The sequence below is a fragment of the Shinella sp. 20P9.1.1 genome, from assembly GCF_057798995.1.
In genome coordinates, this window is the sequence record NZ_JBYOLC010000016.1 from 1 (window position 1) to 18,546 (window position 18,546).

Sequence of the window (18,546 nt, forward strand, 5' to 3'; positions counted from 1 at the left end):
GCCGCCTTCGGCGGGCTTGTGGTCGCGGTAGGTCATGATCCAGTTGGTGCAGTTCTGGTCCGTGCCGTTCAGCACGTTGGCGGCGCGCACGGCTTCCATTTCCTGCGGGCGGCAGGGGTTCATGATGGCGGACGTCATGCCGGCGCCAATGACCATCGGAATGAAGCCGGCATTGATGCCGTGGCGGTGCGGCAGGCCGAAGGAGATGTTGGAGAGGCCGCAGGTCGTGTTGACCTTCAGCTCGTTGCGCAGGCGATAGAGCAGCTGGAAGACCTGGCGGCCGGCATCGCCAAGCGCGCCGATCGGCATGACGAGCGGATCGACGACGATGTCATGGGCGGGAATACCGTAGTCGGCGGCGCGCTCGACGATCTTCTTGGCGACGGCGAAGCGTACGTCCGGGTCCATCGAAATGCCGGTTTCGTCGTTAGAGATGGCGACGACGGGCACGTTGTACTTCTTGACGAGCGGGAGGATCGCTTCGAGCTTTTCCTCTTCACCCGTGACGGAGTTGACCAGCGGGCGGCCCTTGGCGACCTTCAGGCCTGCTTCGATGGCGGCCGTCACCGAACTATCGATCGCAAGCGGGATATCGACGAGGCCCTGGACGATTTCCAGCGTCTGGACGAGCAGGCCCGGTTCGGTCTCGTTCGGGTTGACGGAGGTCACGCCCGCATTGATGTCGAGCATCGTCGCACCGGCGGCAACCTGTTCCAGCGCGTCCTTGATGACGGTGTCGAAATTGCCGGCCTGCATTTCCGCGGCCAGCTTCTTGCGGCCGGTCGGGTTGATGCGTTCGCCGATGACGCAGAAGGGCTGGTCGAAACCGATAACGATTTCGCGGGTGGCCGAGGCGATGATGGTGCGGGTCATATAAAGTCCTCTGGGGCGGGGCGCCGGATCAGGTCTAGCGCGCGATTTCCGGTGTTACAAGCTGCCTGCCGGCGGGTGGCCGGCACGCGGATCAATGGGGGTGGTGAGAGGCGATTTCCGCCATCTGCTGCTGGTTCTGCTCGACGCCCTCGCGGGTTCGCTCAATGCGCTCGGCAACCATCTGGTCGACGGGGTTCGGCTCGCGCTTCCAGGGCTGGCGGCCCTTCAGCACGCCGGAATCATGCACCATCTCTGCGACATATTCCTCCTGGCGGTAAGCCATGACGTGAACGCCGGAAACACCCTCGATCTCCTTCACCTCGTTGATGATGTCGATGCAGAGCTGCTTGCCTTCCTTCTTCTGATCCTGCGCGCCTTCGAGGCGCGCGATGATGGAGTCGGGAATGTGGATGCCCGGCACGTTGGAGCGGATCCATTTCGCCGTCTTGGCGGATGCCATCGGGCCGACGCCGACGAGGATATAGCATTTCTCGTGAAGGCCGAGATCGCGCACCTTCTTCATATATTCGCGGAACATCGGCACGTCGAAGCAATACTGGCTCTGCACGAACTGCGCGCCGGCCTCGATCTTCTTGGCAAGGCGGTAGGGGCGGAAGTCGTAAGGCGGCGCAAAGGGGTTGATCGCAGCACCCAGAAAAACCTTCGGCGGCGTCGTCAGCTTGCGGCCGGACAGGAACTTCGCGTTGTCGCGCATGATGCGCACGGTTTCGAGCAGCGACATGCAGTCGAAGTCGAACACGGGCTTGGCGCCCGGCTGGTCGCCCGCCTGCACGCCGTCACCGGTGAGGCACATGACGTTGCACACGCCCATGGCGGCCGCACCGAGGACGTCGCCCTGGATGGCGATGCGGTTCTTGTCGCGGCAGGCGATCTGCATGATCGGCGCATAGCCCATGCGGGTGAGCAGCGCGCAGATGCCGACGGAGGACATGTGGCAGTTGGCGCCGGACGCATCGACCGCGTTGATGCCGTCCACCCAGCCGTCGAAGATCGCTGCGCGCTCGTAGACGTCTTCCGGGTTTGCGCTGTCGGGCGGGTTCAGTTCCGTCGTGACGGCGAATTCGCCGCGGCGCAGCACGCGTTCCAGCCGGCCCATGGAGGAGTGGCCGGGCAGGGGATCGAGCGGCAGGTGCGGGCCGAGCGGGTTTTCATCGATATGCGCCATGGATCAGGCGTCCTTTCCGGCGGCAGCAGCAGCGGCAGCTTCACGGGCCGCGGCGGCTTCGGCCGTCACGCGCAGCCAGGAGGAGGTTTCGCGCAGCGACTGGTTCACCGGCTTCTGCACGTTCATGATCGCATCTCCCTTGGCCATGTTCTGGGAGCCCTTCCAGGCCTGAACCCAGACGCAGGGCATATCCGGTTCGACTTCGCAATTGCCGTTGGCGCGAACGCCGCCGCAGGGGCCGTTGCGCAGCTGCTTGGGACAGTTCATCGGGCAGGACATGCCTGTGGACGACAGCGCGCACTGGCCGCACATGCGACAGTCGAAGAGAAAGCCCTTCACATGCTTTTCGACAAAGGTGATGGGACGCTCGACGCGCTGGTAGCCGAAGAGCTTCCAGACGGGATGGAGGAGAAGAAAGACTTCGGCGAAGCGGTGGTAGAACCACTCGAAGAAGCGGGAGTTGCGCACGGCCCACAGGCGGATCGTGTATTTGTGGCGCGAGCGGCGGTTGGGCGACACACCGGCCGGGGTGAAGGCGCCGGTGGCGGCCTTCTTGGCGGGCGCGGCATTGCCGGGCTTCTGGACGCCGTCAGCCATTGTCGCGGCCTCCGGCTTTCACGAGGGCGACCAGCCGTTCGCGGTCATAGGCCGCTTCGATTTCGGCCGCGGCCTTGTCGGCCTCGGCTTCCAGATCGTCGGAAACCGGCGTCGGCTCGGCCTTGCGCCATTCGGCGAGATAGTCGTCCGTTTCGGCAGCACCCGTGCGCATGGCGCACATGTCGATCGCCTCGGTGAAGCGCAGCGAGAGTTCCCGCTTGGCGTTCGTGCGGCCCTTCTTGATGATGACCTGGGCGGGGATGTCGCGCCAGTAGACGATGATGCGGTCTGCCATGTCAAAATTCTCCTCGCGCTGACAATGCGATCTTGCTGCGTCGCGGGCTTCACCCGCCACGACTGCCCCATGCTTAAAAACGACGCGGGATTTGACTGTCCAGAGGATTTACCAGATGCCGCGGGTCACGCCGTTCCAGAGCCACGTCCAGATCGGCGGATGATACCATTGTCGCGAGGGGGCGGCTATTTTCAAGGGCTTGAGGTTGCCGGTGACGGCATCTTCCATGGCTTTGACGATGATGCCGGTCGAAGCGGCCACCTGAAGCAGCGGATAGGTGTGCATGGTGTCGCGTTTGGAAGGTTTGAGACGCTGCTGGTAGAGCGTGTCGCCGGTATCGACGCCGGCATCGACGAGATGCACCGTGCCGCCGAAATTCTCCTCGTCGCGCTCGATGCGTGACCAGTAGCCGCCTTGCAGGCCGCGATATTGCGGGATGATGCCGGCGTGGAAATTCAGGACGGGGCAGGTGATTCGTGCAAGCGTCTCCGCCTTCACCATGCGGCAGCTGAAGAGCAGCAGTGCCGTGGGGCGGATGTCATCGAGCGCCTTGAACAGCTCGGGGCTGTTGGCCGAGGAAATGTCGATCCGGGGAATTGTCGAGTCGATTATAGCACTTACGCCGAATTCCTCACGGATTTCCGCAGCGCGTTTGGTGGTGAAGCGCTTGCCGTATCGCGAGACGATCATGGTCCCAAGCTGGCCGATCGCCTGCACCCAGCCGAGCTTCTTCGCTCGCCTGCGGATGAACAGCTTTTTCGATTCGGGCTGCTCCACGATGACGACGAGGTTCGGGAAGGTGGCTTTCACGGCGTTGACGATGATTTCCGGATTGTGGCCGGACTGGATCAGCATCGCCACCGGTTCCGTCCGCGTCTTCAAGTCAGTCATTTCTATATAGGCCCCCGCCATTCTTTGGCGCGCATCATGGCGGCGAGGGCTTAGGAAGCCGTAACCGAGGGCAGGGATTTTTCGCGCAAGGCTAAGGATTGGGTAAGTCAGCCCGCCCGCAGCAGTTCGCCCGTCAGGTCGCCATAGCCGGTGAAACGGTATTCATAGGCGAGGCCGAGATAGTCGGCGGCTTCCTTCGCCTTCCGCTGCAGGGCGTCGTCCTCGATCTGCGAGAGATAGACGACCTTGGTATAATTGCCGAAATACATGTCCTTCAGCTGCGGATGCCGGTCGAGGCCGAGCGGTTCGATGACGAAGGCACGGAACTGGCGGGCAAGGAAATCGGTAAGGAAGAAGGAGGTGACGTCGTCGTCCTTTGCCGCAAACGCTTCGTTGCCTGCAAAGAAGGAATAACAGTGCGGCCCGGCAATGCGCTCGACGCCTTCGCGTTCGCAGACCTTGTCGAGCAGGCCGCCCGTGCCGCAATCCGCATAGCCGACGAAGATGCGGGAAAACCCGTCCGCCCGTGCCTCGGCGATCGCCTGCTCGACGCCGGGCGCGATCTTTTCGGGATGGGCGTGCCAGATGGCGGGCAGACACTGGAGATCGATATGGGAAAGGCCGTTCGTGTCGCGGATGGCCAGGACCTCGCGGGCAATGGCGCCGCAGGCGATCACGCGAACTTTTTCGGCTTTCGCGCGTTCAGTGCTTGGACTTCCAAGCCGAAGTTCTGCGTCAACCATATCCATGAAGAGGGACTCCGACCATGACTGGGACACACCTGACCAAGATCAGCATCGTTCTCGCAGCGCTTGTCGCGCTCAGCGCCTGCGGCAATACCATTCGTGGCGTGGGTCGCGATACGGCCAATGCCGTGGATGCGACGCAGGATGCCGGCCGCAGCGTCGAAAAGGCTGCAAACTAAAGGTCGTAAGCCGACGGCGCCGATTCAAGACCGGCGCCGTCGAATGTCATGATCAGCCGGCAAGCATGTTGTGCTTGCGCTTCATGAATTCCTTGGCGGTTTCCACGGCGACGGCCGCGTCGCGGCAGTAGGCGTCGGCGCCGACGGCCTTGCCGAATTCCTCGTTCAGCGGCGCGCCGCCGACCAGAACGACGTAATCGTCGCGCAGGCCCTTTTCCTTCATCGTGTCGATGACGACCTTCATATAGGGCATGGTGGTCGTGAGCAGGGCTGACATGCCGAGGATATCAGGCTGCTCGCGCTCGATGGCTTCCAGGTAGTTTTCGACCGGGTTGTTGATGCCGAGGTCGATGACGTCGAAGCCCGCACCTTCCATCATCATGCCGACGAGGTTCTTGCCGATGTCGTGGATGTCGCCCTTGACGGTGCCGATGACCATCTTGCCCTGCTTCGGCGCGCCGGTGGCGGCGAGCAGCGGACGCAGGATGAACATGCCGGCCTTCATGGCATTGGCCGAGAGCAGAACTTCCGGAACGAAGAGAATGCCGTCGCGGAAGTCGACGCCGACGATGCGCATGCCTTCGACGAGGGCCTGCGTCAGCACGTCATAGGGAGCCCAGCCGCGCTCGAGCAGGATATTGGTGCCCTCTTCGATCTCTTCCTTGAGGCCGTCGTAGAGGTCGTCGTGCATCTGCTGCACAAGCTCTTCGTCGGAGAGATCGGCGAGAATGATTTCGTCGTCAGACATATTGGTTCCTCGTCTCCAGTGGCGCTGCGGCGGCAGGCTCTCACCACAAGGAATAGCCTTCCTCTTGCGCGAACCTGATTTTGAAAGCGACGTCGCATATGGCGAAAAGCGACCCGCTTCCCGCTTCTTGCATCCATAGCCCGTAAAGCCGTGAATTGACAGTGCAAACAAGACAATGCCGTTATGATGTCCGTCGCAATCCCGCTATAGTCTCGGCCACGCCGGTATCCAGCGTGCGCCACCGCTTGGCGCATTGAGAACCGCCCCGTTTCGGCGGCTTGCTAGCATAGAACAAGAGGCGCGGTTCGGGCGCCGCAATAACAAGGCCAAGGGTGTCTTCGGGCACCGGAATAACAAGGAAAGACGGATCATGAGCGACGATATTCAGCAGGTGGCAGGCGAGGGCGCCGGTGAAGGCGGTGGTCGCCGTACACGTGAAGGGCGTGGCGCTGCTGCACGGCGCGCATCGCGCACCGGCGGCGGTCCGGGTCCGTCGCTGCCCTACATCACGCGCAAGATCAGGGAATACGAGGTTCTCGACGAAGAGGGCCTGCAGCTCATCGAAAACAATGCCGACCGCATTCTGGAAGAGATCGGCATCGAATTCCGTGAAGATCCCGAAGCGCTTCAGCTGTGGCGGGAAGCCGGCGCGGATGTGCGCGGCGAACGCGTGCATTTCCCCAAAGGCCTCTGCCGCGAACTCCTGAAGACCGCGCCGTCGCAGTTCACCTGGCATGCGCGCAATCCCGAGCGCAGCGTCCAGATCGGCGGCAAGGCCACCGTCTTCGTGCCGGTCTACGGCCCGCCCTTCGTGCGCGACCTCGAAGGCAACCGCCGCTATGCGACGATCGAGGACTTCCGCAATTTCGTGAAGCTCGCCTATATGGCGCCGTCCATGCATTCGTCCGGCGGCACGGTCTGCGAGCCGGTCGACGTTCCGGTGAACAAGCGTCACCTGGACATGGTCTACAGCCACCTCAAATATTCCGACAAGCCGTTCATGGGCTCCGTCACCGCGCCGGAGCGCGCTGAGGACTCCATCGCCATGGCCAAGCTCGTCTTCGGCGATGAGTTCGTCGAAAACAACACCGTCATGATGAACCTCATCAACGCCAACTCGCCGATGGTCTTCGACGAGACCATGGTGGGCGCGCTGAAGGTCTATGCCCGCCATAACCAGGCCTGCGTCGTCTCTCCGTTCATCCTGTCGGGCGCCATGAGCCCGGTCACGGTCGCCGGCACGCTGACGCAGATCCTCGCTGAAGTTCTCGCCGGTGCCTCCTTCACCCAGCTTATCCGCAAGGGGGCGCCGGTGCTGTTCGGCACGTTCGCCGCCTCGATCTCGATGCAGTCGGGCGCGCCGACCTTCGGTTCGCCGGAGCCGTCGCTCGTCTCCTATGGTGCGGCCCAGCTTGCCCGCCGCCTTGGCATTCCGTTCCGTACCGGCGGTTCGCTCTGCGGCTCGAAGATCCCGGATGCGCAGGCCGCTCATGAATCGGCCAACACGCTGAACATGACGCTGCTTGCCGGCACCAACTTCGTGCTGCACGCCGCCGGCTGGCTCGAAGGCGGCCTCGTCGCCTCCTACGAGAAGTTCATGATCGACCAGGACCAGCTCGGCATGCAGCAGAAGTTCGCCGAGGGCATCGACCTCTCGGAGAACGCGCAGGCGCTGGACGCCATCCGCGAAGTCGGTCCGGGCAGCCACTATCTCGGCTGCGCCCACACCCAGGCCAACTTCCAGACCGCCTTCTACCGCTCGCCGCTTGCCGACAACAACTCGTTCGAGCAGTGGGAAATCGAGGGCCAGAAGCGTATCGAAGACCGCGCCAACGCGCTCTGCCGCACCTGGCTGGAAAGCTACGAGGCGCCTTATCTCGACCCCGCCATCGACGACGCCCTGCTTGCCTATATCAAGGAGCGCAAGGACTCGATGCCGGACGCTTTCACCTGAAAGGGTCCCGATCGCGCCAGGGAGCAAGGCGGAGCAACGCGGGTGGCGGACATGATCCAGAAGGAAGTCTGGCGTCCGCACTATGAACTCAAAGGGGACGTGACCAAGTGAGGCCGCGTCCTCCCGATCTCGAAACGATCCGTGCGGCTCTCCAGCCGCACGGTCTTTTTTTGCGCGGGTTTTTGAATTTTGCGGAAGGCGAGGCGGCTCCGCAACTGACCGGCGGGGTTCCTGCCAAGAGCGTCGCCCTCATCGGCAATATCGGCAGTTCCCTCTGGCCGGCCTTTTCCCGCTGGCGGGACACCGCGCCGGATCGCGGCGGCCGCGACCCGCTCGACACCTGGTCGAAAGCTGTCATTCACCCCATTGCTACGATGGCCGATGCGACAGCGTGGTTTCCTTCCGATCCGCCCTGGCAGCCCTTCCAGCAATGGGCCATGCGCGCCGAGGGCCTGAAGGCCTCGCCGCTCGGCATCCTCATCCACCCGGTCTATGGTCTTTGGCACGGCTACCGGGGGGCTCTCGGTTTCGCGGAACCGATTATGGACGCTCCGCTGGTGCGCGCCGCGCATCCCTGCGACCACTGTCCGGACAAGCCTTGTCGTGCGGCCTGTCCGGTTGACGCGGTGCGGCTGGAAATATTCGATGTGCCTGCCTGCCGTTCGCATTTGCGCACACCGGAGGGGCAGGGCGGCTGCGTGACCGGCGGCTGCCTCGCCCGCGCGGCCTGTCCGGTTGGCCGAGACGTCCGCTACAACGAGGCGCAACTCCGCTTCCACATGGCGGCGCTGTCGCTTTGATGGCTGTCCGTCGCTAAATCCGCCGCATTGCCCCTTGAGCCAGGAGACATGCGCGTACTCCTGTTCTTTTTCATCCTGTCCGTCACCCTCGCCCTTCGGAGCGTTGCCATGGCCGAACCGCCCCATTGCGCCGCGATCGAGCATCTCTCCGGCCGCTACACCGTCTGCACCTTCGATCCCGCCAAGGATGCGATCCGGCTTTTTGGCGCGGGAACGCTGGAGACGCGAGGCGCGACCTACGACCAGCTCAACACCCATCTCCTGCGCAACGGCCAGCATATGAGTTTCGCCATGAACGGCGGCATGTATCATCCGGGTTATGGACCGGTCGGCCTGTTGGTCGAGCAGGGACGGGAGACGGGCAAGCTCAACCATGCCGACGCCTTCGGCAATTTCTTCATGAAGCCGAACGGCGTGTTCTGGGTGGGGGATGGAAAGGCAGGGGTGATGGAGACGGACGCGTTTGTGAAAGCTGGCATCACACCACGCGAGGCGACACAATCGGGGCCGATGCTGGTCATCGATGGACAGATCCATCCGCGTTTCCTGCCCGATGCGACAAGCCTGCAGATCCGCAACGGCGTCGGCATTTTGCCCGATGGACGCGTTGCCTTTGCGATTTCGAAAAATCCGGTGCGCTTCCACGATTTCGCGACGCTCTTCCGCGACCGGCTTCGGAGCAAGAATGCGCTGTTTCTCGACGGCAGCATTTCCAGCCTCTATGCCCCGGAAATCCGGCGGCCTGACCGCGATGCGGTGATGGGCACGATCATCGCCGTCGTAAAAAATCTGCCCTGGTGAGATTTTTTTTCGCGGAGCCACCCAAGGATCGCCATGTGACGCACGTCTGAGAGGATAGTGCACGCAATCGGGATGGACCCGTGGAAACAGACCTCGTCGAAAAGGCGGCTTTGGGAGACAGGCAGGCCTTCGCCGCCCTGATCGAAAGCCGCTATGATTTCATTCATGCCGTCGCCTGGCGATGGTGCGGCGACCGGCAGGATGCCGAGGATGTGGCGCAGGAGGTCTGCGTCCGCCTCGCCAATGCCATCCGCGGCTTCAAGGGCACGAGCCGCTTCGGCACCTGGCTCTATACAGTGACGTTGAATGCCGCGCGCGACCAGATGCGCAAGCGCCGCCGCGCCGAATGGCGCGATGCGGCCTATCTGCGCGAACAGGCGGTGCTGGACGGTGGTCCGACGGACGAGGGCAGCGAGGAGCTTTGGCAGGCTGTGCGGCAACTGCCGGACAAGCAGCGCGATGCCGTGTTGCTGATCTATGGCGAGGGCCTGAGCCACGCTGCGGCGGCCGATGTGCTCGGCTGCGCCGAAACGACGATTTCCTGGCATGTGCACGAAGCCCGCAAGCGCCTGAAGGTGCTTTTGCGCGATGCCGCCGCGTGACGGAAGGATAGGATATGACCGATCTCGACCTCGAAAAACTCGCCCGCCGCACGCCACCGGCCGCCGATGCTTCGGCCCGTGCCGCAGCGCTTGCCGTTGCCATGCAGGCTTTCGACGATGCGGAAAAAAATGCAGGTGCCGCCCAAGGATCGACTGCGGGTGAGCGTCCAAGCTCCATCTTCAACCGGATATGGAGCCCCATCATGAACCGCAAATTTCTGGCCGGCTCGGCACTCGCCACCTTGCTCGTCGTGCCCGTCGCAGGCCTTGTCAGCTATGAAATGGTGCGCAACGGCACGGTGCCGCTGACGACAGAGACGGAGATTGCCGCAAAGCCTGCTGAGGATACTCGCCAATCAAGCGTTGATAAAAAAAAGGCGGAGGAGTTCGACCCTGACGAGATCCAGAAGCTTGTACAAGGCTTGGAAGGGCAGGGTTTGGGCGGTGCCAAGCGCTCGTCATCGCAAGTAGATAAAAAGGCGATCACTGCCGAACCGGCACCCCTTGCCGAAAGCCGTGACGAGGAAATGGCTGAGGTGATGCCGGAATCACTTGCCGTCGGCGGGGCCGCCAATATGCCGGCGCTCAGCCGCACGGTGACGCAGCCCTCGGCCGTCGCGGATTCCATCGCCATGCCCATGCCGGAAGAGAACCGCGAGCGCTTCGCTTCCGCCGATCCGAATCCGGTGAAGAGCGTCGCCACCGATCCGGTCTCGACCTTCTCGGCGGATGTCGATACGGCCTCCTATTCCTATATGCGCGGCGCGCTGCTCGGCGGCAGCCTGCCGGAGCCGGATTCGGTGCGTGTCGAGGAACTGGTCAACTACTTCCCCTATGACTGGAAGGGGCCGGAGACGGCAGAAAGGCCGTTCAATGCCACCGTCACCGTCATGCCGACGCCGTGGAACAAGGACACCGAGCTCCTGCATATCGGCATCAAGGGCTTCGAGACGGTGGCAACGGAGCAGCCTTCGGCCAATCTCGTCTTCCTCATCGATGTCTCCGGCTCGATGGATGAGGACGACAAGCTGCCGCTCCTGAAAAGCGCCTTCCGCCTGCTGGTCGGCAAGCTGAAGGAGACGGATACGGTATCGATCGTCACCTATGCCGGCGATGCCGGCGTGGTGCTGGAACCGACGGCGGCCAGGGAACGTCAGAAGATTCTCGACGCTATCGACAATCTCCAGCCCGGCGGTTCGACGGCCGGTGCACAGGGTATCGAGGCGGCCTACAAGCTGGCGGAAAAGGCCTTCAAGAAGGACGGCGTCAACCGCGTCATGCTGGCGACGGACGGCGATTTCAATGTCGGCCCGGCAAGCGACGAGGACCTGAAGCGCATCATCGAGGAACGCCGCAAGAGTGGCATCTTCCTCTCCGTGCTCGGCTTCGGCCGCGGCAACTACAATGACAACATGATGCAGACGCTGGCGCAGAACGGCAATGGCACGGCCGCCTATATCGACACGCTGGCCGAGGCGCAGAAGACGCTGGTGGAGGAGGCGGGGTCGTCGCTCTTCCCCATCGCCAAGGATGTCAAATTCCAGATCGAGTTCAATCCGGAGCGCGTCGCCGAGTATCGCCTGATCGGCTACGATACCCGCATTCTCAACCGCGAGGATTTCAACAACGACAAGGTCGATGCCGGCGATATCGGCTCCGGCCACCGGGTGACCGCGATTTACGAGGTGACGCCGAAGGGTAGCCCCGCCGTGCTGAACGATCCCCTGCGCTACGGCAAGGCGGACGCCGCCACGACGCAGGCCGCTGGCAGCGGCGAACTCGCCTTCCTGAAGATGCGCTGGAAGAAGCCGGATGGCGACAAGAGCGAACTCGTGACGATGCCGGTGACGGATGCCAATGCGGTTGCCGACGTGAACGCGGCCTCGACGGACATCCGCTTCTCCGTCGCGGTGGCGGCCTTCGGGCAGAAGCTGAAGGGCGTTTCCGCTCTGCAGGACTATGCCTACGGCTCGATCCTCGGCCTTGCCGAAGCCGCCAGGGGCAACGATCCGTTCGGCTACCGCGCGGAATTCGTCAAGCTGGTGCAACTCGCGCAAGGCCTTTCCGGCGGGAAATGAGCGGAGAACACTCCCTACGCGGCCGGTCTGTTGCTTGAGGAAGCCGCCGCACCATCCCCCTCGCTCCGCTTGCGGAGAGAAGGGGCCGGCAGACGGATGAGGGGCGCCGTCCAACGCCTCTCTTTCGTTTGCGGCAAGGGTTCGCAGCTCGGCCGGCCGCCCTCGACAAGATCGAGGCCCACATCGCGCAACAATCGTCGATCGCCGCGCGCGATGAGCATGCGCAACGCCTCCCGCTCCGTCCGTTTCTGGCGATAACGCTCCCAGATACCGTGCAATGTCTCGAGAATATTCATGCCATGCGCCTTTCCTTCTGCGCAGAGCCAAGCAAAGCCATAGACATTTCACAAACGAATAGCGATTATGGCTGACATCAGAAAAAGCGATGGCAGCATGTATCCACCTCTCGAAAGCGATCTGCTCAGGATTTTCGTCGCCGTCGCCCAAGCGGGCAATGTCACCCATGCGGCCGACAAGCTCGCGCGCACGCAATCGGCGATCAGCATGCAGGTGCGCAAGCTGGAGGAGTCGGTCGGGGTGAAACTCTTCGAACGCGGGCCGCGCGGCGTCGGGCTAACGATGGAGGGGCAGCGGCTGCTGCCTTACGCCAAGCGCATTGTCGGACTGGTCGACGAGACGACGGCGGCGATGCGCACGCTGCCGCTGAACGGACCGGTGCGCGTCGGCATCCCCGAGGAATACAACCAGACGGTCCTGCCCAATGCGCTGGCCGGTTTTGCGGAAGCCCATCCCGGCACGGAGGTGACGGTGTTTTGCGGCTATACCGCCCAGCAGATGGAGGCACTGGAGGCGGACGAGCTCGATCTGGCTGTCATCTTCGAATGGGACGGCGGTATTTCCGGTGAGCTTCTGGCGATCGACCCCACGGTCTGGGTCGCGTCAGTCGCGCATAATCTGCACTTGGAGCGGCCGGTACCCGTCGCGTTCTACCGGCGCTCGGTCTGGTGCCGGGAGTTTGCGCAACGCTCTCTGGAGCGCCATGCGATCCCCTACCGCGTTGCCTATACCAGCGACACGAGCAGCGGCCTGCGTTCCGCCATTGAAAGCGGGCTTGCCATCGCCCCGCTCGCCCGCAGCAACATTCCGCCGGGTGCGCGGGAACTGACATCGGCAGACGGCTTTCCGGCGGTCGATTCGTCACGTGTCGTGCTGAAGCGCAATCCACGCAGGGGCGGGCCAGCCATCGACGGCATGGCCAACCTGATCCGCAAATCCTTCGCGCCGCTGGCGGCCAGTGCCGATCAGGCTTTCGGATAAGCCTTTTCAAGGCCGCCGGAACGGGTGAGGCCGGTGCGGAAGGCGGCATAGGCGGCGTGCTGGCTCGAGCGGGCGGTTTCCATCAGGCGAATCTGTAGCCGCACGGGCGCGGTTTCACCGAGCCATTCCCCGAGCTTTTCCAGCTTCAGCGAATTGAGGAAAGAGGCCGCTGCCGCACGGTTCAGACAAACATTAAGACCTGCCAGCAGGTTTTCGTCTTGCTGGGCGTTTTCCATGAGAAGGCGCAGATAGGCTTTCTCGCCATCGTCAAGGACGGCAAGCTTGTCGGCCACGGTGTCCCGGTCTGGAAAAGCGGCAAGATCGGCGCTCATGGTCATCCCCTCAGAATCGTCTTTCCCTTGGATAGGACGCTGCAAAAGACCTCGCAAGCGGATGAATTGGATTTAGACGTAAAATCCAATATTGACAAAATATCCATTTTTGGATTGTGTGTCGCCATGTTCGATTCATCAAACGCCGATCTGCTGCTCCGCCAGCACGCCGCGACGGCCGCGGCCATCTCGACGCTGCTCTATCCCCATGCCGAGGTTGTGCTGCACGATCTCGAAACGGGCCTGATTGCCGGTATCTGGAACGCCTTTTCCGGCCGCAAGCCGGGCATGGCATCGCTGGTCGGCGAGACGCTTTCGGATGTGGGCGAGGGCGGTGTCTACGGTCCCTATGAAAAGATCGGCGAGGATGGCCGGCGCCTGAAATCCGTGACGTCGGTGCTGAAGGACGAGTTTGGCCAGGCGCTGGGCCTGCTCTGCATCAATATGGATGTCTCGCATTTCGAGGCGGCGGCGAAGCTGCTCGCCGCCTTCACCGGTGCCGCCGCGCCGCGCCCGCCGTCGCTGTTTGTCGGCGACTGGCGCGAGGAAATCAACACGGCGCTGCACGACTGGCTCCGCAGCCACGGCCTTGCGCTGTCCGCCCTCAAGAAGGGCGACCGCGTGGCGCTGGTCGCAAGCCTCGATGCGCGCGGCCTCTTCCAGACCCGCAACGCCGTCGATCACCTTGCCGGCCTCATCGGCACTTCGCGCGCCTCGATCTACAACTATCTCGCCGATGCCCGGCGCCAGAGCCACAAGGATATGACGTCATGACCACCCTGCCGGATTTCCGCCTCGAAACCCATTTTTCGCGCTGGGAGTTCAAGGCACGCCATCACATGACGGCAAGCGATGCCGAGACCATGACGATGTCGGACCTCTTGGCGCTGGCCGGTCCCGAGGATCGCGAGGCCTGGGAGCGCTTGTCGCTCGGCTATACCGAGACCTGGGGCGCGCCGGCCCTTCGAGAGACAATCGCCTCGACCTATGAAACGCTCTCGGGCGCTGACATCCTCACCTTCGCGGGCGCGGAGGAGGGGCTTTACTGCGCCATGCTCGCTCTGCTCGGACCTGGCGACCACGCCATCGTCACGGTGCCGAACTATCAGTCGATGGAAACCATGCCGGTCACCATTGCCGGCAAGGTCACCGGTATCGCGCTGCGGCCGGAAAATCGCTGGCAGCTCGATCTCGATGATGTGCGCGCCGCCCTCCGCCCGGAAACCAAGCTCATCGCCGTCAATTTCCCGAACAATCCGACCGGCGTGATCGCCGATCAGGCGATTTTCCGTGATCTCGTCGCGCTTTGCGCCGAGCGCGGCATCCATCTCTTTTCCGACGAGGTCTATCGCGGGCTGGAAATCGAAGATGCCAAGCGCCTGCCGCAGGCGGCCGATCTCTTCGACAAGGGCATTTCGCTCAATGTCATGTCCAAGGCCTATGGCCTGCCGGGCCTGCGCATCGGCTGGATCGCCTGCAGGGACCATGCGCTTCTCGAGCGCATGGAGAAGATGAAGCACTATCTCTCCATCTGCAACGCGCGTCCCTCCGAGGTGCTGGCGGGCATCGCCATCAAGGCGCGCGAGACGATCTTCGCCCGCAACCGCGCGCTCTGCGCGGAAAACATTGCCAAGATCGGTGCCTTCTTCGCCGACTATCCCGATCTCTATGAGTGGACGGCACCCGACGGCGGCTGCGTCGCCTTCACGCGCTATCTCGGTAAGGACGGTGTGGAAGAGCATTGCCGCCGGCTGGTCGAGGAGAAAGGCGTCTTGCTCCTGCCCTCCAGCCTCTTCGTCTCCACTCTTCTGCCTGTGCCGATGGATCGTTTCCGCGTCGGCGTGGGGCGCAAGAACATCGATGCGGGCCTTGCGGCCTGGCGGGCATTTATCGAGCGGGCATGAAAAAGCCGCCCGCGGCGAAGGCCGGGGCGGCGCATCGTTCCAGGCTGGAAGTCAGCTGCGGCGGCGGCTGCCGCGCTCGCGTGTCGGCTGGGCGGCGCTTTCGTCGGCAGTCTTGTTGCGCAGCGGGCCGATCTTTTCGACGATGGCTTCGAGGGTGGGGCGCTCACGCGTCTCGTGGGCATCGAGCGCCACGCGCATGGCGGCGAGGTGTTCGCAGGAGGTGCCGCAGCAGCCGCCGATGATGCGCGCGCCGGCATCGCGGGCGAGGCGGGCATATTCGGCCATCAGCGGCGGCGTGCCGGAATAGTAGATTTCCGAGCCGCGGAATTCCGGGATGCCGCAATTGCCCTTGACGACGACGGTCGCGGACGGATCGGCGCTGGTGATGTCGAGCAGCGAGGAGAGAATATCGGACGCGCCGACGCCGCAGTTCGCGCCAACGGCGAGCGGACCCGCACCGATATCGCCGGCAACGCCGTGGATATCGCGGGGATGCAGGCCCATCATCGTCTTGCCGGCCGTGTCGAAGGAGCCGGTATAGACGAAGGGCATACCGACCTTGGTGGCTCCCTCCGCGGCGGCGCGGATTTCCTCGGGCGAAGACATGGTCTCGATCCAGGCGACATCGGCGCCACCGGCCTTGAGACCCTCGATCTGCTCGACGAAGGCGGAAACGGCGTCGTCATAGGTCAGAGCTCCGAGCGGCACGAGCAACTCGCCCGTCGGGCCGACGGAGCCGGCGACGATCACCTTGCGGTCTGCCTTGTCGGCAACGGTGCGGGCGATCTCGGCAGCCTTCTTGTTGAGGTCGAAGACGCGGTCCTGCGCATGGTGCAGCTTCAGGCGATGGCGCGTGCCACCGAAGGTGTTGGTGAGGATGATATCGGCGCCGGCATCGACGAAATCCTGGTGCAGCTTCGTGATGTTTTCCGGCTTCGCCTCGTTCCACAGTTCCGGTGCTTCACCGGCTTCCAGGCCCATGGCGAAGAGCGAGGTGCCGGTCGCACCGTCGGCGAGCAGGAAGGGCTTTTCGGCAAGCAGGGCGGCAAGCGGGTTCGTGGCGGTCATGGGACGATCCTTCTGTTTGTCGCATCATATAAAGATTTCTTTATGTGATTGCAACGATGCATTGCCGGCAAAAGAAAGGGGCGCCCGAAGGACGCCCCAAAAGATGCAGGTTAAGGATTGGCTCAGGCCGCTTTCGCCTCATGGCTTGTCGGCGTCACCATCGAGGAGATGATCGCGCTGAGGCTGATGGCTCCGACCGGACGGTTGTTCTCGTCCACCACATGGGCGAGCGTCTGGTTGGCTGACGTCATGGCGCGGGCGGCGACTTCCAGCACCGTGCCCTTGGCGATCGGCATGCCCTCGGCATTGCCCGAGAGCGGCGCCATGATCGTCTCGACATTCACCACGCGGCCGCGGTTCACTTCCTTGACGAAGGCCGTGATGTACTCGTCCGCGGGGTTGAGCACGATTTCCTGGCCGGTGCCCTGCTGCACGACCATGCCGTCGCGCAGGATGGCGATCTTGTCGCCGAGGCGCAGCGCCTCGTCGAGATCGTGCGTGATGAAGACGACGGTCTTCTTCAACTCCTTCTGGAGATCAAGAAGCACGGTTTGCATGTCGACGCGGATGAGCGGGTCGAGCGCCGAATAGGCTTCGTCCATCAGGAGAATGTCGGCATCGTTGGTCAAGGCGCGGGCGAGGCCCACACGTTGCTGCATGCCGCCCGACAGCTGGTTCGGATAGTGGTTCTCGAAGCCGGACAGGCCGACACGGGCGATCCACTGCGTTGCGCGCTTCTCGCGTTCCGCCTGACCCACGCCCTGGATTTCCAGACCGTAGACGGTGTTTTCGAGAACGGTGCGATGCGGCAGCAGCGCGAACTTCTGGAACACCATCGCCGTCTTGTGGCGGCGGAATTCGCGAAGGTCGTTCTCGTTCATCTTGCAGACGTCGACGCCGTCATAGAGCACCTCGCCAGCCGTCGGGTCGATCAGCCGGTTGATATGGCGGATCAGCGTCGACTTGCCCGAGCCCGAAAGCCCCATCACCACCATGATGCCGCCGGCGGGCATGGAGATGTTGATATCGCGCAGGCCGAGCACATGGCCGTATTTCTGGTTCAGTTCGGCTTTGCCGAGACCGTTTTTCACGGCATCGACATAGTCGCCACCACGGGGTCCGAAGATCTTGTAGAGATTGCGGACCTCGATTGCATGACTAACCATGAATTACCTCCGAATGCTTCTGCAGCCGCTTGCCATAGGCCTGGCTTGTGCGGTCGAAAATGATGGCGATGGCCACGAGCGCGAACCCGTTGAGGAACCCGACCGTGAAGAACTGGTTGTTGATGGCCTGAAGCACGTTCTTGCCGAGACCGCCGACACCGACCATCGAGGCGACGACGACCATGGCGAGCGACATCATGATGGTCTGGTTGATGCCGGCCATGATGGTGGGCAGTGCGAGCGGCATCTGCACGTTCTTCAGCTTCTGCCAGCCGGAGGAACCAAAGGCGTCAGCCGCCTCCAGAACTTCCTTGTCGACGAGCCGGATGCCGAGATTGGTGAGCCGGATCATCGGCGGCACGGCATAGATGACGACGGCGATGAGGCCCGGCACCTTGCCGATGCCGAAGATCATAACGACGGGGATGAGATAGACGAAGCTCGGCATCGTCTGCATCACGTCGAGGACCGGGTTGATGAAGCCCTGCACCCTGTCGGACCGGGCCATGAGAATGCCGATCGGAATGCCGACCAGGATCGCGATGAAGGTACAGACCGTTACCATCGCAAGGGTCACCATCGTGTCGTTCCAAAGACCGAGCAACCCGATGGCTAGCATCGAGAGGGCAGTGCCGATGGTGATCCTGATGTTGCGACTGCCGAAATAGACGATGCCCAGCATGATCAAAAGGATGATCGGCCAGGGCGAGCTGACGAACAGCCGCTCGAGATAGTTCAGAAACCATTGCAGTGGCTGCACCATCGCGTCGATGGCGTTCACATAGCTTCGAACGAGCGACTTGAAGCCATCGTCGACACTTTTTCGGACTGCACGGATGCTGACGTCACTGAAGGCCGGAAATTTACAAAGAAAGTCTGGCAACGATTCGCATAGACCTGCCATTCCTGTTCCCTCTCTACCGGAATTTATTGTCTCGCAACGCAATGTATTTTTGTTGCATTTGCGAACGAGACGGTGCGCACAGGGATATTCTTGTTCTGTTTCCCGGCTTGCAGTTCGTCATGACACGAACCACTGCATGATACT

Annotated in this window: 21 protein-coding genes; 9 read left to right on the top strand and 12 right to left on the bottom strand. The window is 62.7% G+C overall.

Features of this window, described 5'->3' with window-relative positions; translation table 11 throughout:
* From AC27VQ_RS22460 to AC27VQ_RS22485, 6 genes are all read right to left on the bottom strand, one after another.
* The coding region (locus AC27VQ_RS22460) for a methyltetrahydrofolate cobalamin methyltransferase (protein WP_488718058.1) at positions 1–873 on the bottom strand (873 nt) is incomplete at its 3' end.
* A gap of 91 nt (positions 874–964) precedes the next feature.
* Entirely contained in the window at positions 965–2,059 is a 1,095-nt protein-coding gene (locus tag AC27VQ_RS22465; protein ID WP_488718059.1) for a methylenetetrahydrofolate reductase, read from the bottom strand.
* A gap of 3 nt (positions 2,060–2,062) precedes the next feature.
* Complete coding sequence (locus AC27VQ_RS22470) at positions 2,063–2,656, bottom strand: methylenetetrahydrofolate reductase C-terminal domain-containing protein (RefSeq protein ID WP_488718060.1); 594 nt, start codon at positions 2,654–2,656, stop codon at positions 2,063–2,065.
* Complete coding sequence (locus tag AC27VQ_RS22475; RefSeq protein WP_488718061.1) at positions 2,649–2,951, bottom strand: virulence factor; 303 nt, start codon at positions 2,949–2,951, stop codon at positions 2,649–2,651. Before AC27VQ_RS22475 ends, AC27VQ_RS22470 begins: the two co-directional genes overlap by 8 nt.
* Before the next feature lie 108 nt (positions 2,952–3,059).
* Positions 3,060–3,842, bottom strand: coding sequence for a formyl transferase (locus tag AC27VQ_RS22480; protein WP_488718062.1), 783 nt, complete (start codon positions 3,840–3,842; stop codon positions 3,060–3,062).
* Positions 3,843–3,949: 107 nt separating this feature from the next.
* Entirely contained in the window at positions 3,950–4,585 is a 636-nt protein-coding gene (locus tag AC27VQ_RS22485) for a DUF1638 domain-containing protein (protein ID WP_488718116.1), read from the bottom strand.
* 23 nt (positions 4,586–4,608) lie between these two features.
* On the opposite strand from AC27VQ_RS22485, the gene AC27VQ_RS22490 reads away from it, so the two are divergent.
* A complete protein-coding gene (locus tag AC27VQ_RS22490) occupies positions 4,609–4,767 on the top strand; it encodes an entericidin domain-containing protein (RefSeq protein WP_313529611.1) in 159 nt (52 codons plus the stop codon).
* A gap of 52 nt (positions 4,768–4,819) precedes the next feature.
* On the opposite strand, the gene AC27VQ_RS22495 is transcribed toward AC27VQ_RS22490, so the two are convergent.
* On the bottom strand, positions 4,820–5,515 hold the full coding sequence (locus AC27VQ_RS22495; protein ID WP_069058441.1) for a corrinoid protein: 696 nt from the start codon (positions 5,513–5,515) through the stop codon (positions 4,820–4,822).
* A gap of 370 nt (positions 5,516–5,885) precedes the next feature.
* Between AC27VQ_RS22495 and AC27VQ_RS22500 the strand changes: the two genes are divergently transcribed.
* The 5 genes from AC27VQ_RS22500 to AC27VQ_RS22520 all read left to right on the top strand — a co-directional run bounded on the left by AC27VQ_RS22500 (position 5,886) and on the right by AC27VQ_RS22520 (position 11,750).
* A complete protein-coding gene (locus AC27VQ_RS22500; RefSeq protein ID WP_488718063.1) occupies positions 5,886–7,469 on the top strand; it encodes a trimethylamine methyltransferase family protein in 1,584 nt (527 codons plus the stop codon).
* A 107-nt stretch (positions 7,470–7,576) separates the two neighbouring features.
* On the top strand, positions 7,577–8,269 hold the full coding sequence (locus tag AC27VQ_RS22505) for a ferredoxin (protein WP_488718064.1): 693 nt from the start codon (positions 7,577–7,579) through the stop codon (positions 8,267–8,269).
* 48 nt (positions 8,270–8,317) lie between these two features.
* The gene (locus AC27VQ_RS22510; protein ID WP_488718065.1) at positions 8,318–9,070 is read left to right on the top strand and encodes a phosphodiester glycosidase family protein; all 753 of its coding nucleotides are present in this window, start codon (positions 8,318–8,320) and stop codon (positions 9,068–9,070) included.
* Positions 9,071–9,150: 80 nt separating this feature from the next.
* The gene (locus AC27VQ_RS22515; protein WP_488718066.1) at positions 9,151–9,672 is read left to right on the top strand and encodes an RNA polymerase sigma factor; all 522 of its coding nucleotides are present in this window, start codon (positions 9,151–9,153) and stop codon (positions 9,670–9,672) included.
* Between the two features lie 14 nt (positions 9,673–9,686).
* Positions 9,687–11,750: a vWA domain-containing protein gene (locus tag AC27VQ_RS22520; protein WP_488718067.1), complete on the top strand. Its 2,064-nt coding sequence runs from the start codon at positions 9,687–9,689 to the stop codon at positions 11,748–11,750.
* A gap of 14 nt (positions 11,751–11,764) precedes the next feature.
* On the opposite strand, the gene AC27VQ_RS22525 is transcribed toward AC27VQ_RS22520, so the two are convergent.
* Complete coding sequence (locus tag AC27VQ_RS22525; protein ID WP_488718068.1) at positions 11,765–12,046, bottom strand: hypothetical protein; 282 nt, start codon at positions 12,044–12,046, stop codon at positions 11,765–11,767.
* Between the two features lie 67 nt (positions 12,047–12,113).
* Here AC27VQ_RS22525 and AC27VQ_RS22530 point away from each other — a divergent pair, with 67 nt between their 5' ends.
* Positions 12,114–13,028 (top strand): LysR family transcriptional regulator, encoded by a 915-nt coding sequence (locus AC27VQ_RS22530; RefSeq protein ID WP_488718069.1) that lies wholly within the window; start codon positions 12,114–12,116, stop codon positions 13,026–13,028.
* On the opposite strand, the gene AC27VQ_RS22535 is transcribed toward AC27VQ_RS22530, so the two are convergent.
* On the bottom strand, positions 13,013–13,360 hold the full coding sequence (locus AC27VQ_RS22535; RefSeq protein WP_488718070.1) for a hypothetical protein: 348 nt from the start codon (positions 13,358–13,360) through the stop codon (positions 13,013–13,015). The two genes, AC27VQ_RS22530 and AC27VQ_RS22535, sit on opposite strands and share 16 nt — an antisense overlap.
* Positions 13,361–13,486: 126 nt before the next feature.
* Here AC27VQ_RS22535 and AC27VQ_RS22540 point away from each other — a divergent pair, with 126 nt between their 5' ends.
* Together AC27VQ_RS22540 and AC27VQ_RS22545 are read left to right on the top strand one after the other, a co-directional pair.
* Entirely contained in the window at positions 13,487–14,134 is a 648-nt protein-coding gene (locus AC27VQ_RS22540) for a helix-turn-helix transcriptional regulator (RefSeq protein WP_488718071.1), read from the top strand.
* Positions 14,131–15,264 carry an aminotransferase class I/II-fold pyridoxal phosphate-dependent enzyme gene (locus AC27VQ_RS22545; RefSeq protein ID WP_488718072.1) on the top strand — a complete coding sequence of 378 codons (1,134 nt, stop codon included), beginning with the start codon at positions 14,131–14,133 and terminating at the stop codon, positions 15,262–15,264. The genes AC27VQ_RS22540 and AC27VQ_RS22545 overlap by 4 nt, the downstream gene beginning before the upstream one ends.
* Positions 15,265–15,315: 51 nt before the next feature.
* On the opposite strand, the gene bmt is transcribed toward AC27VQ_RS22545, so the two are convergent.
* From bmt to AC27VQ_RS22560, 3 genes are all read right to left on the bottom strand, one after another.
* Positions 15,316–16,332, bottom strand: coding sequence for a betaine--homocysteine S-methyltransferase (bmt, locus tag AC27VQ_RS22550; RefSeq protein ID WP_488718073.1), 1,017 nt, complete (start codon positions 16,330–16,332; stop codon positions 15,316–15,318).
* Between the two features lie 122 nt (positions 16,333–16,454).
* Positions 16,455–17,498: a quaternary amine ABC transporter ATP-binding protein gene (locus AC27VQ_RS22555; protein WP_313529650.1), complete on the bottom strand. Its 1,044-nt coding sequence runs from the start codon at positions 17,496–17,498 to the stop codon at positions 16,455–16,457.
* Positions 17,491–18,402, bottom strand: coding sequence for an ABC transporter permease (locus AC27VQ_RS22560; protein WP_313529652.1), 912 nt, complete (start codon positions 18,400–18,402; stop codon positions 17,491–17,493). The genes AC27VQ_RS22555 and AC27VQ_RS22560 overlap by 8 nt, the downstream gene beginning before the upstream one ends.
* Between the last annotated feature and the right edge of the window lie 144 nt (positions 18,403–18,546).

Bases quoted from the DNA above. Each gene is read 5' to 3' on its own strand.
- AC27VQ_RS22465 (WP_488718059.1), bottom strand. From the start codon at position 2,059: ATGGCGCATATCGATGAAAACCCGCTCGGCCCGCACCTGCCGCTCGAT.
- AC27VQ_RS22470 (WP_488718060.1), bottom strand. From the start codon at position 2,656: ATGGCTGACGGCGTCCAGAAGCCCGGCAATGCCGCGCCCGCCAAGAAG.
- AC27VQ_RS22475 (WP_488718061.1), bottom strand. From the start codon at position 2,951: ATGGCAGACCGCATCATCGTCTACTGGCGCGACATCCCCGCCCAGGTC.
- AC27VQ_RS22480 (WP_488718062.1), bottom strand. From the start codon at position 3,842: ATGACTGACTTGAAGACGCGGACGGAACCGGTGGCGATGCTGATCCAG.
- AC27VQ_RS22485 (WP_488718116.1), bottom strand. From the start codon at position 4,585: ATGGTTGACGCAGAACTTCGGCTTGGAAGTCCAAGCACTGAACGCGCG.
- AC27VQ_RS22490 (WP_313529611.1), top strand. From the start codon at position 4,609: ATGACTGGGACACACCTGACCAAGATCAGCATCGTTCTCGCAGCGCTT.
- AC27VQ_RS22495 (WP_069058441.1), bottom strand. From the start codon at position 5,515: ATGTCTGACGACGAAATCATTCTCGCCGATCTCTCCGACGAAGAGCTT.
- AC27VQ_RS22500 (WP_488718063.1), top strand. From the start codon at position 5,886: ATGAGCGACGATATTCAGCAGGTGGCAGGCGAGGGCGCCGGTGAAGGC.
- AC27VQ_RS22510 (WP_488718065.1), top strand. From the start codon at position 8,318: ATGCGCGTACTCCTGTTCTTTTTCATCCTGTCCGTCACCCTCGCCCTT.
- AC27VQ_RS22520 (WP_488718067.1), top strand. From the start codon at position 9,687: ATGACCGATCTCGACCTCGAAAAACTCGCCCGCCGCACGCCACCGGCC.
- AC27VQ_RS22525 (WP_488718068.1), bottom strand. From the start codon at position 12,046: ATGAATATTCTCGAGACATTGCACGGTATCTGGGAGCGTTATCGCCAG.
- AC27VQ_RS22530 (WP_488718069.1), top strand. From the start codon at position 12,114: ATGGCTGACATCAGAAAAAGCGATGGCAGCATGTATCCACCTCTCGAA.
- AC27VQ_RS22535 (WP_488718070.1), bottom strand. From the start codon at position 13,360: ATGAGCGCCGATCTTGCCGCTTTTCCAGACCGGGACACCGTGGCCGAC.
- AC27VQ_RS22540 (WP_488718071.1), top strand. From the start codon at position 13,487: ATGTTCGATTCATCAAACGCCGATCTGCTGCTCCGCCAGCACGCCGCG.
- AC27VQ_RS22545 (WP_488718072.1), top strand. From the start codon at position 14,131: ATGACCACCCTGCCGGATTTCCGCCTCGAAACCCATTTTTCGCGCTGG.
- bmt (WP_488718073.1), bottom strand. From the start codon at position 16,332: ATGACCGCCACGAACCCGCTTGCCGCCCTGCTTGCCGAAAAGCCCTTC.
- AC27VQ_RS22555 (WP_313529650.1), bottom strand. From the start codon at position 17,498: ATGGTTAGTCATGCAATCGAGGTCCGCAATCTCTACAAGATCTTCGGA.
- AC27VQ_RS22560 (WP_313529652.1), bottom strand. From the start codon at position 18,402: ATGGCAGGTCTATGCGAATCGTTGCCAGACTTTCTTTGTAAATTTCCG.